Raw genomic sequence first — 16,518 nt, 5'->3', positions numbered from 1 at the left:
TAAACAAAATTATGCGATACCCAAAAGGGTTAAAAAGATTTTATTTTGGGGGGCAAAACGGACTTATGCCTAAACGAACCATCCATACAAATGCTGTACAGCAGTTTATTCCACCAACCATTCTGGCAAGCCTGATTCACTATGCGGAACAGCAACGGTGGGACTATGCAACATGGTTTAAAGATTCAGGTCTGGACATAGGGCAAATCCAGCAAACGCATAGCATGATTCGATTTAGCCAAATGTGTGAAGTGATACGAACAGCCATCTCGGTTCAACAACAGCCAGCTTTGGGTTTAAAAATTGGCAGTAGCGAGGGACTGATTTCAATGGGGATTCTGGGTTTTGCCATGCAATCCTGTAAAACCGTTGCTGATGCCTTACAGATTGCACTTCGCTATCACCGCGTTTCAGGCAGTGTACTCAATATCGAGTTTTCAATTCAGGGAGATAACTGTCAACTTGAAGTGACTGAAACAAACCCAACTTTTGACCTCCAAGCCTTTTTCCATGATGAATTGTTTAGCAGTATTATCACCTGTTTAAACGCCATGCTGGGTGATCATGATGATGTAATCAGCCTTGAACTGAGTTATTTACCCAGCGAGTATTTCGAAGAATATCAACGTGTCTTTGGCTGCCCAATCCAGTTTAACAGTGATAAAAATGTCATGCGTTTTAAAACCAGCATGTTAGCGCGTAGCTTAAAGAATTACAGTCCAGCCAACTATGCCACCGCGATACTGATTTGTGAGCAGACCTTAAAGGAAATTGACCAACTTAATCAGGCGGGTTATGCCGATCTACTCGATCACTGGATTGAACAGCATTTACCTGAACGTTTTGAGATGGAGCAGGCAGCTGAACATCTACAAATCAGTGAACGTCATTTAAGACGGCAACTGTTATTGGAGGGCTTAAGTTTTCAACAAATTCGACAAAATGTACTGGAACGTAAAGCAAAACAACTGCTCGGACAAAACCTGTTAATCAGTGAAATTAGCCTAAAACTGGGCTTTAGTGAATTACGCGAATTCCGACGTGCCTTTAAACGCTGGACTGGACAAGCGCCTTCTATTTATAAGCAAGCTAAAGAACTAATTTAATTAAGGTAAGTTTCAGTATCTCACTAGAGAGATAAAACCGAAAACGATTAGCAAAAATTGGAATAAATCTTTCCAAAAATTTAAAAACCAACAAGCCAAAAACTTAACTTGCCACCTGATAAAACGGTACATCCCCATTAATGGTGGCACGATGCATAATCCGATGCTCATCACCATAATCAAATAAAGCCTTATGCTGCGTACAACGATTATCCCAAATCGCCACGTCACCCGCTTGCCACTGCCAACGCAAATGGAACTGCTTGTTGGTTGAATGTTCAAATAAGAATGCCAAAAGTTCTGAACTTTCAGTTTCATCCAATTCATTAATTCGTGTGGTAAAGCCCTCACTCACGAATAAAATCGGCTGACCTGTCACAGGATGCGTTCTCACTACAGGATGAACAACGGGTGGATTACGCTTAAAAGTTTCTTCCAGTTTTTGACGCTCAACATCATTATGCGCAAAACGCTCGATTGGAAAAGATTGACGAATGTCATGTGTTGCAGTTAAGCCTTTTAACTTTTGCTGCAAGCCTTGATCCAGTGCCGCAAATGCTGCCGCCCCACTCGACCATAGCGTATCACCGCCTACAGGTGGAATCTTGATCGCTTGTAATACACAACCCAGTGGAGGATTCTTGCTAAAGGTCACATCTGTATGCCAAAGCTCATTGTCACGTAAATCCTGTTTCCAGCTGTCTAATACAATGATCTCAGATACATTTTCTACCGTTGGGAAAATCGGATGGATATGCAAAGAACCAAAACCACGTGCCAACTCAGCTTGCGCCTGAGGTGCAAGCTGCTGGTTGCGGAAGAAAATCACATGATGATCCAGCAATGCTTGTTGAATTTGTTGTGTAGTATTTTCATCAGCCATGTTTAAATCAACATCGTGAATAATTGCACCGATTGTTGGTTTAATAACCTCAATATTTAACGTCATCTTCTAGCTCTCTCATCTCTACAATGTACACTTATAACTGTTGGCCATACCAAGGAGATAATTGCTTCTGTAACCAACGCAAAAACAATTCAAAACTCACTGCGACGATCGCAATGACAATAATGCCCAGAACCACTGTATCGGTGATCAGGAACTGCGCCGCAGACTGCACCATAAAACCAATGCCCCGATCTGCTGCAACTAATTCTGAAGCCACCAAGGTTGACCAGCCCACACCTAAACCAATACGAATACCCGTTAAAATATGCGGTAAGGCTGTCGGCAGAATCACATGCCAAAACACTTGTGATTGGCTTGCTCCTAAAGATAAAGCGGCACGTTCACGATTGAGCTGATGGCTCAATACGCCATGAGTACTACTGATAATCACAGGTGCAAGGATCGAAAAGAAAATCAAAAGCACTTTGGTGGTTTCACCAATCCCGAACCAGATCACCAATAAGGGTAAATATGCCAAAGGTGGAATTGGGCGTAATAACTCAACCAATGGGTCAAGCACAGCACGCACCCATTTGTTCAAACCCATCCATAAACCTAAAGGCACACCAATCGCAATCGCAGCAACCAAAGCCAATAAGACACGTGAGATACTCGCGGCTAAATGCTGCCATAAGGTGGCTTTCATAAAACCTTGTTGACTGACTTCAAGGAACTTCTGCCATACCGCTTGTGGACTTGGTAAAAACAGGCTTGGGACAATTTTTAATGCCGTGATCAAATACCAAATCACCAGTACGCTCAAGACACTGGAAAGACTAAGCGCTAAACTACGATGACGAATAAAGAAAGCCTCAATTGGACTAAAAACCGAACCAGACTGTGCTTGGTTAGTCGATCGTAATTCCTCGGCCTTACTCACCTCATAGGCTGTATTTTTTGCTTGCCCCGTCATACAGCCACCTCATGCCCTGTCTGTTTCTGCACACGCAGGCGTTCAAACAATTGCTCGCGTAATTGAATAAATTTAGGATCAGATTTAATCGTACGGATGGATTCACCCTGCTTATAACGCTCTGCAAAATCCAGTTTTAAAGTTTCGACAATCTTACCTGGACGAGCCATCATCAATACCAATTGATTACTCAGCAATAGTGCTTCTTCAATGTCATGCGTGATCAGGAAGAACGATTTATTTTGCTCAATCCATAAATCCAACACCAACTGCTGCATGGTTTCACGGGTAAAAGCATCCAGCGCAGCAAAAGGCTCATCCAGTAAAATGAATGCCGCATGGCTGATCAAGGCACGTGCGATCCCAACCCGTTGTTTCATGCCACCTGACAGTTCCCAGATATTGGCTTGAGCCACATGACTCAAGCCAACAATTTTAAGAATTGCATCGACTTGCTGCTGAATTTCCTGGGCTTTCAAGCCTTTGAGCTGTAAAGCAAAACCGATATTTTCAGAGACATTTAACCAAGGCAATAAAGCATGATCCTGAAATACCACCGCACGACGTGCATCTGGCGCAGTGACGACTTCATGATCCAGTTTAATCTGACCTGAGCTTGGCTTTTGGAAACCTGCCAAAATATTCAGTAATGTTGTTTTACCACAGCCTGACTCCCCCAAAATCACAGTCAACGTGCCGTCTTCAATCTTGAGATTGATATCCTGCAATACAGGTACGGTCTGCTTTGGAAAAGTTAAATGAAGATGCTCGGCAGCTAATACGCTCATTTCGATCTCCTATGGCTGTAAGAATTGGATGGTGACATTAGCTTGATAATCAGGTTTTACTTGATCCACCTTGCCTTGGCTTTTGAGGAATGTTGCAGTATCGAAAATATTCTTGGCAAATTCACCTGATAAAGTGGCTTGCTGCTGCTGACGATCAAGGTAGATATTTCCAGAAAGAAGCAATGGAATATCTTTCACATCAGAGCCTGTCAGCTGAGCAATTTTCTGGATATTGTCCGCATTTTGCTCAAATGCTTTTGGATCTTGCTGATATGCTTCAACTTGTTTCAAGCTGGTTTTTACGAATGCTTTTAAGAACTCTGGATTTTTTTCAGCGAAATCTTTACGAACTACCCATAAATCATAGGTTGGTGCGCCCCACTCGCCGACTTGTTTCGAGTCTGTTAATACATGACCACTGGCTTTGACTTTACTTAATGCAGGTTCCCAAACATAAGTTGCATCGATATCACCACGTTCCCAAGCTGCTGTAATTTCAGGTGGACGTAAGTTAATAATCTTGACTTGGTTATCCGCAATATTCCAATGCTTGAGCACTGACAATAAGCTGTAATGCGTGGTTGAAACGAATGGTACGGCAATGGTTTTTCCAATCAAATCTTGCGGATTTTGAATGCCTGATTTATTACTCACCACCAATGCCTCTGAACCGCCTAATTTAGCCGTCACCAGAAATACCTCAATTGGTAAATCACGACTTACAGCAGCAGCCAGAGGACTAGAACCAATATTGCCAATCACCACGTCACCCGAAGCCAATGCATTGACCACATCTGAACCTGCATCAAATTTACGCCATTGAATTGCTTGATTACTATCACGTTCATAATCACCATTGGCTTGTGCAACCTTGGTTGGATCCACACCAGTTTGATAGGCAATCACCACTGCCTTGTTGTTTTTAGACTGAACAGGTGCAGCATCTTTTTGATTTTGATAGACAATAAAAGTAACAATCGCCACAAGGACGATCGCTGTAACAATTAGCGGCTTAGAATTCTTGATGCCCATAATTAGATGATCTTTCAACAATATCTGCTTATGGTATGAGCCACGCCTTATGATTAAAAATAAGAAAAAATGAGTTACTTATTCATTTAAAAGATAAATAGTGATGAATTTTTCTGCTTTTTTGATTTATCATGATATCGACTCACCCTGAATTTGATTTAAGGTTAACTTATATAGGTGAGGATTTTATGTAAATGTAAAATATTTAATTGTGATAAATAAATCCCTAATCATACAATCCATTTAAAATAAGATTTTTAGTTTTAAAATCCATATTCACAATCATTTAATAAAACCCTATTATTTATCAAAAATAGATATATAAATAAATTTTGATTATTTTCCTGAATATAAAAACAGTCATAAGATAAAAACATCATCCCGCTGATGTTAAAGGTTATAAAAATGAATGCTCAATTTGATTCTACCCAAGCCGTAGAATCCATTACTACAACTCACGGTTTATCTGCAAACCCACAAGACATCTTACAGCGCGCACAACACTACGCGGAAGAAAATGAACTCGATTTCACAGGCAGTATTCCACCTGCTGAAGCATGGTTTCTAGTTCAACAAGGTCATGCCATCTTGGTTGATGTACGTACCAATGAAGAACGTAAATTTGTCGGGTATGTGCCTGAAAGTATTCATGTGGCATGGGCAACTGGCACATCGTTTAACCGCAATCCGCGCTTTCTAAAAGAACTGGATAGCAAAGTTGGTAAAGACAAAACCATTCTGTTGCTCTGCCGTAGTGGTAAACGCTCTGCTTTAGCTGCAACGGCGGCATTTAGTGCGGGTTTTGCCCAAGTTTATAACGTGCTGGAAGGCTTTGAAGGTGATTTAAACGAGCAACAACAACGTAATCAAAGCAATGGCTGGCGTACACATCAGTTACCTTGGTTACAAGATTAGTGCTGCTTTTTGACCCAGCGATTTTAGGATTAATTTAATACTTGGTTTTGCAAGGAATCAGCGTGAGCAAATGGAAAATCCAGCCTGTTGTTGAGGGCTTACAGCAAGCACGTCATGAATGGCGTGAACGTCAACACCGTATCAAGGAATTTGGCGGACGCGAACTGCCTTCCAAGGAATCGCTTAAATCCATACTGGATGACTTGTGCGGTATTTTATTTCCAATGCGACTGGGACCAAGTGACCTGCGCCAGGAAACTGAGGACTACTACATTGCCTATACACTTGACCGTGTGCTGAACGAACTGTTCTCACAGGTTAAGCTGGCCCTGAATTACGAGGCCAAAAGTCGAGTAAAGCAAGTTCCTGTCTCCAGCAATGACCATTTGCTCTACGAGCAGCAAATTGCTTTGGCCCATACCATTGTGCAGGATTTTGCCAATACCCTGCCTGACATTCGCCGTTTGCTGGATGCTGATGTCTGTGCTGCCTATGAAGGTGATCCAGCGGCACATAGCGTGGATGAGGTGCTGCTCTGCTATCCAGGTATTTTTGCCATTATTTATCATCGGGTTGCGCACCAGCTTTATCACAGTGTTCCCCTACTCTCCCGCATTATTTCCGAACTGGCCCATTCCGCAACAGGGATTGATATTCACCCTGGCGCACAAATTGGCAAGGGTTTCTTTATTGACCACGGTACAGGTGTGGTGATTGGGGAAACCTCTATAATTGGGGAATATGTCCGCATTTATCAGGCGGTTACTCTCGGTGCCAAACGTTTTGAGTTGAATGATGATGGTGCATTGAAAAAAGATTATGCCCGTCACCCAATTGTGGAAGACCATGTGGTGATTTATGCAGGAGCAACCATTCTAGGTCGCATCACCATTGGTAGAGGTTCAATTATTGGCGGAAATGTCTGGCTAACCCACAGTGTTGCGGCAGGCAGCCAGATTTTACAGTCACCGAGTGAATCCCTGCATAACAGCAAGGTTTAATCATGCAGGAAAATCAATATAAGCCACCTGAATAATGAATGGATTCAACTCATAAATCATGCATATTCAGTATTTATATTTATTTTTCATAAATATATTCTTATGAGTAATAAGATAATAATTCATTGTTATTTATCTCATAATAATATTTTTAAAAATAATGATTAAGCTCTAGTCTAATTAAACAAATGATTCAATACATTTTAAAAATCAACACTCTTTATTAACAAAGCCAAAGTCTTACAGGAAAATTTATTCATGGCAAAAACCACAGATAAAGTCCAACTTGCGCTTGGGGACCATGCAGCCAGACAGCTTGCCAATGCCACCAAGACTGTTCCACAACTTTCCACCATCACCCCACGCTGGCTGACTCATTTATTACAATGGTTACCTGTAGAAGCGGGTATTTATCGCGTCAACCGTGTCAACAATACCGATGATATTCAGGTGGCCTGCACGCAACGTGATGAGGCGACCCTGCCACAGACCTTTGTGGATTATGACTCTCAGCCGCGTGAATATTTCCTCAATGGCGTTTCAACCGTTCTGGATATTCATACCCGTGTGGCGGATTTATATAGCAGTCCACATGACCAGATTAAGGAACAGTTACGCCTGACCATTGAAACCATTAAGGAACGTCAGGAAAGTGAACTGATCAATAACCCTGAATATGGTTTATTGGCCAGTGTGGCGGATGAGCAACGTCTTTCAACCCTGAGTGGCCCACCGACTCCAGATGATTTTGATGATTTGTTGCGTAAGGTCTGGAAAGAGCCTGGGTTCTTCCTTGCCCATCCAGATGCGATTGCCGCATTTGGCCGTGAATGTACCCGCCGTGGCGTTCCACCACCAACGGTAAGCCTGTTTGGTTCACAGTTCATTACCTGGCGTGGTGTACCTTTGATTCCATCCAATAAAATCCCTGTGGAAGATGGCAAAACCAAAATCCTGTTGCTGCGTGTTGGGGAAAAACGTCAGGGCGTGGTCGGCCTGTTCCAGCCAGGTCTGGCAGGTGAACAATCTCCTGGGCTTTCGGTACGTTTTATGGGCATTAACCGCAATGCCATTGCATCGTACCTGATCTCACTGTATTGCTCACTCGCCGTTTTAACTGATGATGCCCTTGCGGTACTCGAAGATGTGGAGGTGGACAAGTATCATGACTACCCAGTTAACTACAAGTAATCTAAACAGTAGTCCAACGGGTTCTGAAGTGGTCGGTGTTCAGCCACCGTCCAACTTCCCAGATGAAGCAACACTTTCACGGCTTGCCTCTGAATTTTTTGCGGCATTGCCCAGTTCTGGGAGTGGTCATCCATCTGGCCTGAATCTGGACTTGCCGAATGTCGGCACGCCACCACATCCTCCCCAACCTGCCGAACGATTGGCAGCGCTGAGTGGACGTGTACCCAATATTGCCTATGAAAAAAGTTTAAACCCTGAATATCCTGAGCATATTCCGAATTATCCAGATTATCCTGAGCGTCGGGCGATTGCATCTGCGCCTGTGGTCGGTGGTGCAAACCTGCCTAAACCTCCACTTGAGCCAACTTTTCCACAAGCGGTTCATAGCGCACCCAATGTGCCATTGGTTGAACCAACACATCCCCCAATCCGTGATGCTTCACCCTTTTATTTTTTAAATGATTTTGCTGCACCGAATACATCAAGCTCTGAATTTGATGCTGCTCGTTTTGCCACAGCACAATCATTTCAACTGCCACAGGGTGATGGATTAAAAAGCTTGTTGCAGGATGAACCTAAAATCCAGTCTCAACCTGCCCATAACGCATCTTCTGGCTTTTACTTTCTGGATATTCCATCAACGCATCAGGCATATGGCAATTACCAGCCCTCACAACCACAGTTTCTTGCCAGTTCAGCACAACCATTGGATGTGCATGCCATCCGTCGGGACTTTCCGATTTTGCAGGAACGAGTCAATGGTCGTCCTCTGGTCTGGTTTGACAATGCCGCCACCACGCAAAAACCACAAACTGTGATTGATCGAATTGCCTATTTCTACCAGCATGAAAACTCCAATATTCATCGTGCAGCGCATGAACTGGCAGCTCGGGCAACCGATGCCTACGAACATGCCCGTAATGTCACGGCACGATTTATTGGAGCGAAATCATCCAAGGAAATCATTTTTGTTCGGGGCACCACCGAGGGCATTAACCTGATCGCTAAAACTTGGGGTGAGCAAAATATTGGTGAGGGTGATGAGATTATTGTCTCGCATCTGGAACATCACGCCAATATTGTACCGTGGTTCCAGTTGACTAAAAAAGTCGGGGCAAAACTGCGTGTGATTCCTGTGGATGATACGGGACAGATCATCTTGGCAGAATTACCCAAGTTGATTAATGAACGTACCAAGCTGATTTCGATTACCCAGGTTTCCAATGCCTTAGGTACGGTGACACCTGTTCCCGAAGTAATCCAGATTGCCCATGCCAAAGGTGTACGGGTATTGGTGGATGGTGCTCAGTCGGTTTCGCATATGCCCACCGATGTACAAGCGTTGGATGCTGACTTTTTCGTATTTTCTGGTCACAAGGTATTTGGCCCAACAGGGATTGGCGCAGTTTATGCCAAACCTGAACTACTCGAAAGCATGCCTGTTTGGGAAGGTGGCGGCAACATGATCGAGGATGTCACCTTTGAGCAAGTCATTTACCAGCCAGCACCAAACAAGTTTGAGGCAGGCACAGGCAATATTGCCAATGCGGTAGGTCTAGGAGCAGCACTGGAATATGTGGAACGTATCGGGATTCATAATATTGCCCGTTATGAGCATGATCTACTGGAATATGGTCAACATGCGCTGAGCGGTGTTAAAGGCTTGCGCCCGATTGGTACAGCCAAAAACAAAGCCAGCGTGATGTCTTTTATACTGGATGGCTATTCAACTGAACAGGTTGGTAAGGCGCTGAATCAACATAGCATTGCGGTACGTTCAGGCCATCACTGCGCCCAGCCGATCTTGCGTCGTTTTGGGGTGGAGCAAACGGTACGCCCCTCTCTGGCATTTTATAATACCCCTGAGGAAATTGATTTACTGGTGTCGGTGTTGCATCAGCTCTCGAGAAATAAGCGCACTGTTTAGTGTTTTAATGTCACAAGGAAGCTGCCATTGGCGGCTTTTTTGTTTTCGCAACAACAATCTACACAAATAATTTCTGTACTTGCATCCCCCTATTTTTACAAGATTAAGCTGCTTATCAATTTAAAAAATGCTTGACATTAAAGCTAACTTTAATCTTATGCTGTTTATAGAAATAGACAATTTCCATGAATTATAGAGGTCAGATCAAGATGCAAACTATACTCGGTGCAAATGGACAAATCGCTCAGGAATTAGCTAAAGAGCTAAAACGCAACTATACATCTGATCTTAGATTGGTCAGCAGAAATCCTAAAAAGGTCAATGATACAGATCAACTTTTCCCTGCAAATTTACTCGATAAAACCCAAGCCGAAGATGCCATTCAAGGCAGTGAAATTGTGTATTTTGCCGTTGGCTTACCAATGGACACGGATATGTGGGAACAACAGTTTCCTGTGATGATGCGCAATGTCATAGATGCCTGTAAAAAATATCAGGCCAAACTGGTATTTTTTGACAATACTTATATGTATCCACAAAACAATCAACCGCTGACTGAACAAACCCAATTTGCACCTGTAGGACGAAAAGGTAGGGTTCGGGCAGAAATCGCCAACATGCTACTCAAAGAGATGCAGGCAAAAACCATCACAGCAGTGATTTGTCGTGCGCCTGAATTTTATGGGACAGGCCATACCCAAAGTATTACCAACTCGCTGATCTTTGAGAACATTAAACAAGGTAAAAAACTCAAAGTCTTTTTAAATGACAATACTTTGAGAAGCCTAATCTGGACACCTGATGCCAGTAAAGCGATGGCATTGATTGGCAATACACCTGATGCCTATGGTCAGACTTGGCATTTACCTACTGATGATCATCGTCTGACCTATAAACAGTTTATTGCACTGACTTCGGAAATTTATGGTAAGCCGCTTTCCTATAGCGTGATTCCTAAATGGGCATTAACCATAGCTAAGTTTTTTAGCCCGCAAGCCAAGGAAGTACAAGAATTACTGCCACGTTATGCAAAAGACAATCTGTTTATTTCAGATAAATTTAAACAGCGTTTTCCTCAGTTTAAGGTCACGACTTATCGACAAGGAATTGAACAAATTCTAAAAGAACAGTGATAAAGCTTTTCCAATTCACATGATATTTTTTGAAAATATTTATCTTAGCGGAGTCTTACAAAGTTTTCATCCAATTTCAGGATTAGCCTGTGGCTCGCCCTACTTTTCTTTCGGGATGAGGAGCGAAGCTCCGCAAGGGCAACCATCTTGCGCAGCTATCGCTGCTCACCGCAAAACTCGTTGACTATCATCAACTAATTAAATGAATCGCAGAAACAATACTTTATTAATGAAATCCTGTCTCAAACAATTGCGGATGACGTTTCCGAGTATCATATTTTTGCCAAACTCAGATTTTTTAAAATTTAATGGCATCTAACTTGCTCATGCGATTTATCAAATTTTGATTCTATTTTTCATATTTATCCCATCTTTTGTGCAAAGCAGAAATTCAGATATTTTTTGCGTTATTGCTTATTTTTCTTATTTAAAAATTGCCATTAATCTAGCCTCAAGTTGTTATAACAAGTTGCTGACAAATGAATCAGGCATTGCTCAATAAAGTGGATGGCGAACGACCTTTGTATGATCAGGTTTACCAAACCTTATTACAACAGATCGGTGATGGGACTTATCCAGTCCAGCATAAACTCCCCTCTGAAAAGGAACTGAGTGAATTATTTAATGTCAGCCGTATCACCATTCGTCAGGCCTTAACCCAACTCCAGCTTGAGCATCTGGTTTACAAGATTCAGGGCAAAGGCACCTTTGTCAGCGCACCAAAAACATTCCAGAACATTTCCCAGTTACAGGGCTTTGCCGAAGCCATGCGCAATATGGGACATGAAGTGTTTAACATAGTGAAAGAATTTCGCTTTATTCCAGCCACACCGCAAATTGCATCGAAGCTCAAGCTTTCGGTCACCAGTACCGTGGTGGAAATTAAACGGATTCGTCTGGTGGATCGGAAGCCTGTTTCCTTTGAACTGACTTATTTACCCGAAGCGATTGGTGTGGCGTTGCAACAGATTAATCTTTCGACTCGTGATGTGTTTTTAGCCCTTGAGGAAGACTTAGCCATTCCACTTGGACATGCCGATTTAAACATTGATGCCACCCTTGCCGATGAAACTCTGAGTGAGTTGCTACAAGTGGACATCAATGCACCGTTGCTGCGGGTAGAACGGTTGACCCATAACCATGAGGGACATCCGATTGATTTTGAATACCTATATTTCTCAGGAGAGAACTTTCAATACCGTTTAAGGGTAGATCGAAAGAAATCCAAATAACAAGGCAGATATTTAGGGCGAACATCGTTTTAAGGCGAACTCAGTTCGCCCCTACAGCAGAGGCAAAACATGAATACCATTTATTTAGACTATGACCTTGTGGTCATTGGTGGGGGGACGGCTGGCCCAATGGCAGCCATCAAGGCCAAAACAGCCAACCCTACCCTAAAAGTTTTATTGATTGAAAAAGCCAACGTCAAACGCAGTGGCGCAATTTCAATGGGCATGGATGGCTTAAACAATGCCGTCATTCCTGGCTATGCCACACCTGAGCAATACACCAAAGAAATCACTATCGCCAATGATGGTATTGTCAATCAAGCCACTGTTTACGCTTATGCCAAGCAGAGTTTTGCGACCATTCAGCAACTGGATCAATGGGGCGTGAAATTTGAAAAGGATGAAACAGGTGAATATGCGGTTAAGAAAGTGCATCACATGGGCGCATACGTGTTACCGATGCCTGAGGGTCACGATATTAAAAAGGTGTTGTATCGTCAGTTAAAACGGGCGCAGGTCAAGATCAATAACCGTATTGTCACCACCAAACTACTTAAGAATGCCGATGGTGCAATCAATGGCGTATTGGGTTTTGATTGCCGTACTGGTGATTTTTATGTGATTAAAACCAAAGCAGCGATTTTATGCTGTGGTGCGGCTGGACGTTTGGGCTTGCCTGCTTCGGGTTATCTCATGGGAACTTATGAAAACCCAACCAATGCAGGTGATGGTTATGCAATGGCGTATCACGCTGGTGCGGAACTGTCTAATCTGGAATGTTTCCAGATCAATCCCTTAATTAAGGATTATAACGGCCCTGCCTGTGCTTATGTGACTGGCCCATTGGGTGGCTATACCGCCAACAGTAAGGGCGAACGCTTTATTGAGTGTGATTATTGGTCTGGTCAAATGATGTGGGAATTTTATCAGGAATTGCAAAGTGGCAATGGCCCTGTGTTCCTGAAAATTGACCATTTAGCTGAAGAAACCATCCAGACCATTGAAGAAATTTTACATACCAATGAGCGTCCAAGTCGGGGACGCTTCCATGAGGGACGAGGTACCAATTACCGTCAGGACATGGTGGAAATGCAGATTTCTGAAATTGGTTTTTGTAGTGGACACAGTGCCTCTGGTGTGTGGGTCAATGAAAAAGCTGAAACTTCGGTTAAAGGCTTATATAGCGCAGGTGATATGGCAGCCGTACCACATAATTATATGTTGGGTGCGTTTGTCTATGGCTGGTTTGCAGGCACCAATTCAGCGGAATATATCGCCACTGTTGCCGATTCAGAACTAAATCAGGAGGAGATTGAGGCAGAAAAAGCCCGCATCTTTGCGCCATTACAGCGTCCACAAGGGCTGTCTGCGGAACAGGTGGAATATAAGTTGCGTCGTATGGTCAATGATTATTTACAACCACCAAAAACCCGCCAAAAGATTGAAATTGCCCTCAAGCGTTTTGAGGAAATCAAGGCAGATATTGCCCAGATTAATGCCACTCATCCACATGAGTTGATGCGTGCCGCAGAGGTTTCAGTGATTCGGGACTGTGCGGAGATGGCAGCACGGGCGTCCCTGTTCCGTACTGAAAGCCGTTGGGGTTTATATCATTATCGGGCTGATTTTCCTGCCAAGAATGATCAGGACTGGTTCTGCCATGCACATCTGAAAAAGGATGAACACGGCAATATGGTTAGCTTTAAAAAGCCTGTCGAACCATACCTGATTCCAATTGATGAACAGGAAGCTAATTCCTATAACTTATTACGCATTAAGAAAAAAATATTGGCTGAGGAAGCCTAAACGAGGTCACGATTATGGCGTTTATTTTTAAGGAAATTGCTCACCGCACTGCAGCGCCTGTGTTGGTGGATGAAGATAAATGTATTGCAGATAAGGGCTGTACTGTCTGTGTCGATGTCTGCCCAATGGATTTATTGGCGATCAATCCTGACACTAAAAAAGCCTATATGCAGTTTGATGAATGTTGGTATTGCATGCCATGCGAGAAAGACTGCCCGACCGATGCTATTCAGGTCAACATTCCATATTTACTTAAATGAGGGGGAACACAATGCAACTGAACAAATTAGCGAAAAGTATTATTTTAAGCACAACGTTACTGTCTATTTTCAGCACAGCACAGGCCGAAGACATTCGCATTGCTATCGGGACACAAGATACAACCATTAACTGTGCCACTGGTGGCTTATTAATTCGTGAATTAAATTTATTGCCTAAATATCTGCCCAAAACAGGTAAATATAAAGATGCCAAATATGACATCGTCTGGAAAAATTTTACCTCTGGCGCACCCTTGACCAGTGAAATGGTGGCAGGTCGTCTGGATATTGGCGCAATGGCAGACTTCCCTGCGGTCAATAACAATGTTGCCTTTAAAAAGACGGGCAAGGAAAGTATTTTCCTGAGTGTTCTATCAGGCAGCACGACTGGCAGTGGTAACGGGATTGTCGTACCTGTCGATTCAGACGTGACCTCGATTCAGGAACTCAAAGGTAAAACTATTTCTGTGCCGTTTGCTTCAACTGCACATGGCTTGTTGTTACGTGCCATTGCAGCTCAAGGTTGGGATCCTAAAACTGATGTAAAAATTATCGCCCAAGCACCCGAAGTCGCTGGCCCTGCCCTAAAAAGTAATAAAATTGATGCGCATGCTGATTTTGTCCCATTTGCAGAATTATTTTCCTATCAAGGCATTGCCCGCAAAATTTATGATGGTGCACAGGCTAAAACCCCAACCTTTCATGGTTCTTTAGCCAGTAAGTCTTATGCTCAGCAATATCCAGAAATTATTCAGGCCTATTTAAGAGCGACGATTGAAGCGGATCAACTAATTCGTAAAGAGCCTGAAAAATACAGTGAACTGATTGCCGCCAAAACAGGGATTCCTGCCGAAGTCGTATACCTATTTCACGGTCCTTTAGGCTTGCAAACCCGTGATCTGACTTGGAAACCTGAATATAAGAAAGCCACCCAAACCGCAGTCGAAACACTGAAATATTTAGGTCGTGATGATGTGGATATTGATGTGAATCAGTTTATTGATGATCAATATATCCAAAAAGCCTTTCAGGCAGCAGGTTTAAATTACAACCAACAACTTAAAAATTATGCTCAATCGCCATTGGTGGCCAAAGATGCTTTGACACAAAAACCAATTCAAAGCTTTGAACGAGTGACTCAGATTTGGGTGAAAGGTGAAGCTAAAGTGCGTAGTTATGCCACCCCTGAAAATGCCTTTAAAGATTTAAAGAATTTGCAAAAACAAGGCAAAACCATTCGTGTGGTGTACAACCAAGACCGTGATTTAAAAATTAAAGTATTGGCAAATCTGGCATGGTATGCCACCGATAAAAATGGTCAGATCAATGCGTTCCTGTTGCGTGGTAATGCCAACAATTGGGCAAAAGCGCATGGCGGTAAAGTCTATGACTTTAATAATGCACAGAAATTGGTGAAGTGATATGAATAGTTTAGCGGACACCCAACCGATTCAGTCTAAGGCAATCCGCCCTGTGTTTAAATTTTCCAGACAACAGACGTTTTCTTATGGCTTGAGTGCGATTTCGATTATTTTAAGCGTGGTGTTGTGGCAATTGCTTTCCCATTACCATGTCAATCTGAGTGTGGTGAATTTTGCCAATGTACCCTCGCCATTGGATGTAGTGCGTTCATTTGTTGCATTTGTGGAGCTAGATACTGCCCTTGCCCATGTCAAAGCCAGTATTGGACGAGTTTTAATAGGCTTTGTTTTGGCTGGGTTTGTGGGCGTGATTTTAGGTTTATTGATTGGTTATTCCAAAACTATTGCAGCGATTTTTATGCCGCCACTGGAAATTTTACGCCCAATTCCTGCGGTAGCTTGGATTCCATTGGCGATTTTAATGTTTCCCTCTTCCGAAGCATCCATGATTTTTATTACCTTTTTAGGTGCGCTATTTCCAATTTTACTCAATACCATTCATGGTGTAGAAGCAGTTGATCACCGTTTGATTGCATCGGCAAAAAGTCTGGGTGCAGGTCAGTTTGCCATTTTGCGTGAAGTGATTATTCCAGGTTCATTACCAAGTATCACCACAGGTTTAGCGATTGGTATGGGCACTTGCTGGTTCTGTCTGGTCACAGCAGAAATGATTTCAGGGCAACTCGGTATCGGCTATTTCACGTGGGAATCATTCACCCTGCAAAACTATGCTGACATTATCGTGGGCATGTTATTGATCGGGGCATTGGGCATGTTCAGCAGTGCCTTACTGCGCTATCTCGGCAAAAAACTCACCCCGTGGTATCAGTTAAGGAAAGCATAA

Annotated in this window: 15 protein-coding genes; 11 read left to right on the top strand and 4 right to left on the bottom strand. The window is 43.0% G+C overall.

Going from position 1 to position 16,518, the window contains the following annotated elements; all coding sequences use genetic code 11:
• Window positions 1–11 precede the first annotated feature (11 nt).
• Window positions 12–1,106 (top strand): AraC family transcriptional regulator, encoded by a 1,095-nt coding sequence (locus QLH32_RS16350; RefSeq protein WP_283267090.1) that lies wholly within the window; start codon window positions 12–14, stop codon window positions 1,104–1,106.
• A 103-nt stretch (window positions 1,107–1,209) separates the two neighbouring features.
• Here QLH32_RS16350 and tauD read toward each other — a convergent pair whose 3' ends face one another.
• The 4 genes from tauD to tauA are packed head-to-tail and all read right to left on the bottom strand — an operon-like array spanning window position 1,210 to window position 4,806.
• A complete protein-coding gene (gene tauD / locus QLH32_RS16345; RefSeq protein WP_283267088.1) occupies window positions 1,210–2,055 on the bottom strand; it encodes a taurine dioxygenase in 846 nt (281 codons plus the stop codon).
• Between the two features lie 31 nt (window positions 2,056–2,086).
• Window positions 2,087–2,968, bottom strand: coding sequence for a taurine ABC transporter permease TauC (tauC, locus tag QLH32_RS16340; RefSeq protein WP_283267086.1), 882 nt, complete (start codon window positions 2,966–2,968; stop codon window positions 2,087–2,089).
• Complete coding sequence (locus tag QLH32_RS16335; protein WP_283267085.1) at window positions 2,965–3,756, bottom strand: taurine ABC transporter ATP-binding protein; 792 nt, start codon at window positions 3,754–3,756, stop codon at window positions 2,965–2,967. Before QLH32_RS16335 ends, tauC begins: the two co-directional genes overlap by 4 nt.
• Window positions 3,757–3,765: 9 nt before the next feature.
• Window positions 3,766–4,806 carry a taurine ABC transporter substrate-binding protein gene (gene tauA, locus QLH32_RS16330; protein ID WP_283267083.1) on the bottom strand — a complete coding sequence of 347 codons (1,041 nt, stop codon included), beginning with the start codon at window positions 4,804–4,806 and terminating at the stop codon, window positions 3,766–3,768.
• A 387-nt stretch (window positions 4,807–5,193) separates the two neighbouring features.
• On the opposite strand from tauA, the gene QLH32_RS16325 reads away from it, so the two are divergent.
• The 10 genes from QLH32_RS16325 (at window position 5,194) to QLH32_RS16280 (ending at window position 16,518) form a co-directional block, all read left to right on the top strand.
• Window positions 5,194–5,703, top strand: a complete 510-nt coding sequence (locus QLH32_RS16325; RefSeq protein WP_283267082.1) for a rhodanese-like domain-containing protein — start codon at window positions 5,194–5,196, stop codon at window positions 5,701–5,703.
• A 47-nt stretch (window positions 5,704–5,750) separates the two neighbouring features.
• Window positions 5,751–6,704, top strand: a complete 954-nt coding sequence (gene epsC, locus QLH32_RS16320) for a serine O-acetyltransferase EpsC (RefSeq protein WP_432442319.1) — start codon at window positions 5,751–5,753, stop codon at window positions 6,702–6,704.
• Window positions 6,705–6,962: 258 nt separating this feature from the next.
• Window positions 6,963–7,895, top strand: coding sequence for a family 2A encapsulin nanocompartment shell protein (locus QLH32_RS16315; protein WP_283267079.1), 933 nt, complete (start codon window positions 6,963–6,965; stop codon window positions 7,893–7,895).
• On the top strand, window positions 7,870–9,822 hold the full coding sequence (locus tag QLH32_RS16310) for a family 2A encapsulin nanocompartment cargo protein cysteine desulfurase (protein ID WP_283267078.1): 1,953 nt from the start codon (window positions 7,870–7,872) through the stop codon (window positions 9,820–9,822). Before QLH32_RS16315 ends, QLH32_RS16310 begins: the two co-directional genes overlap by 26 nt.
• Window positions 9,823–10,031: 209 nt before the next feature.
• A complete protein-coding gene (locus tag QLH32_RS16305) occupies window positions 10,032–10,955 on the top strand; it encodes an NAD-dependent epimerase/dehydratase family protein (protein WP_283267077.1) in 924 nt (307 codons plus the stop codon).
• A 479-nt stretch (window positions 10,956–11,434) separates the two neighbouring features.
• Window positions 11,435–12,187 (top strand): GntR family transcriptional regulator, encoded by a 753-nt coding sequence (locus QLH32_RS16300; RefSeq protein ID WP_283267075.1) that lies wholly within the window; start codon window positions 11,435–11,437, stop codon window positions 12,185–12,187.
• A gap of 69 nt (window positions 12,188–12,256) precedes the next feature.
• Window positions 12,257–13,993 (top strand): fumarate reductase/succinate dehydrogenase flavoprotein subunit, encoded by a 1,737-nt coding sequence (locus QLH32_RS16295; protein ID WP_279959680.1) that lies wholly within the window; start codon window positions 12,257–12,259, stop codon window positions 13,991–13,993.
• A gap of 14 nt (window positions 13,994–14,007) precedes the next feature.
• Window positions 14,008–14,253, top strand: coding sequence for a 4Fe-4S dicluster domain-containing protein (locus QLH32_RS16290; protein WP_267980458.1), 246 nt, complete (start codon window positions 14,008–14,010; stop codon window positions 14,251–14,253).
• 11 nt (window positions 14,254–14,264) lie between these two features.
• On the top strand, window positions 14,265–15,674 hold the full coding sequence (locus QLH32_RS16285; RefSeq protein WP_283267073.1) for an ABC transporter substrate-binding protein: 1,410 nt from the start codon (window positions 14,265–14,267) through the stop codon (window positions 15,672–15,674).
• 1 nt (window position 15,675) lies between these two features.
• Window positions 15,676–16,518 (top strand): ABC transporter permease, encoded by an 843-nt coding sequence (locus QLH32_RS16280; RefSeq protein WP_283267072.1) that lies wholly within the window; start codon window positions 15,676–15,678, stop codon window positions 16,516–16,518.

It is taken from the genome of Acinetobacter corruptisaponis, assembly GCF_030053775.1.
GTDB lineage: Bacteria > Pseudomonadota > Gammaproteobacteria > Pseudomonadales > Moraxellaceae > Acinetobacter > Acinetobacter corruptisaponis.
Note: the sequence above shows the minus strand (reverse complement) of the source record. Positions and strands in the feature narration are given on the sequence as shown.